Origin of the sequence: Mycobacterium sp. E1715, from assembly GCF_001667625.1 — a bacterium.
Classification (GTDB): domain Bacteria; phylum Actinomycetota; class Actinomycetes; order Mycobacteriales; family Mycobacteriaceae; genus Mycobacterium.
The window spans coordinates 1-784 of record NZ_LZJJ01000146.1; the positions used below are offsets into that span (position 1 = coordinate 1).

Annotated in this window: 1 protein-coding gene and 1 pseudogene; both read left to right on the forward strand. The window is 72.6% G+C overall.

The window, feature by feature from the left end:
* Positions 1 to 507 (forward strand): Asd/ArgC dimerization domain-containing protein (locus A9X03_RS08230; protein WP_255396719.1); only part of this gene is annotated, 507 nt, incomplete at its 5' end.
* A gap of 7 nt (positions 508 to 514) precedes the next feature.
* Positions 515 to 721, forward strand: a pseudogene (locus A9X03_RS08235) (hypothetical protein); the annotation flags it as partial.
* Positions 722 to 784: the final 63 nt, after the last annotated feature.

Consider the following 784-nt stretch of genomic DNA (forward strand, 5'->3'; position numbering starts at 1 on the left):
ATCGACGACGCCGAGCAGCTGGTGCACGACGGCTCCGCGACCGAGTTCCCGGCGCCCAAGACCTACGTCGCGCCGATCGCGTTCAACGTCGTGCCGCTGGCCGGCTCGCTGGTGGACGACGGCTCCGGCGAGACCGACGAGGACCAGAAGCTGCGGCACGAGAGCCGCAAGATCCTCGGCATCCCCGAGCTGGCGGTGAGCGGAACCTGCGTGCGTGTGCCGGTCTTCACCGGGCACTCGCTGTCGATCAACGCCGAATTCGCCCGACCGCTGTCGCCCGAGCGGGCCCGGCAGCTGCTCGACGGCGCGCCCGGGGTGAAGGTGGTCGACGTGCCGACGCCGTTGGCGGCCGCGGGCGTCGACGAGTCGTTGGTCGGCCGCATCCGGCACGACCCCGGCGTGCCCGACGGGCGCGGCCTGGCCCTGTTCGTGTCGGGGGACAACCTGCGCAAGGGGGCGGCGCTGAACACCATCCAGATCGCCGAGTTGCTGGCCGCCCAGTTGTGAGAAGCGGGTGAGCACCGCCCATACCCGACTGATCGCGCGGTGCTCGCTTGCATTGGCTTTGATTGCCCCGCAAGGAGTTTGGCTCGCCCACGCCGATCCGCCGGCGCCCGCGCCCGAGCCCATCGTGCAGCCGCTGGCGCCCGGCCAGGTGGTGCGGATCGGCCCGACCGCCGGCACCGGCACGCCCACCGGGGACTACGGCATCGGCGCGACGTAGGTCTTGGGCGCCGGGAACTCGGTCGCGGAGCCGTCGTGCACCAGCTGCTCGGCGCAGGCG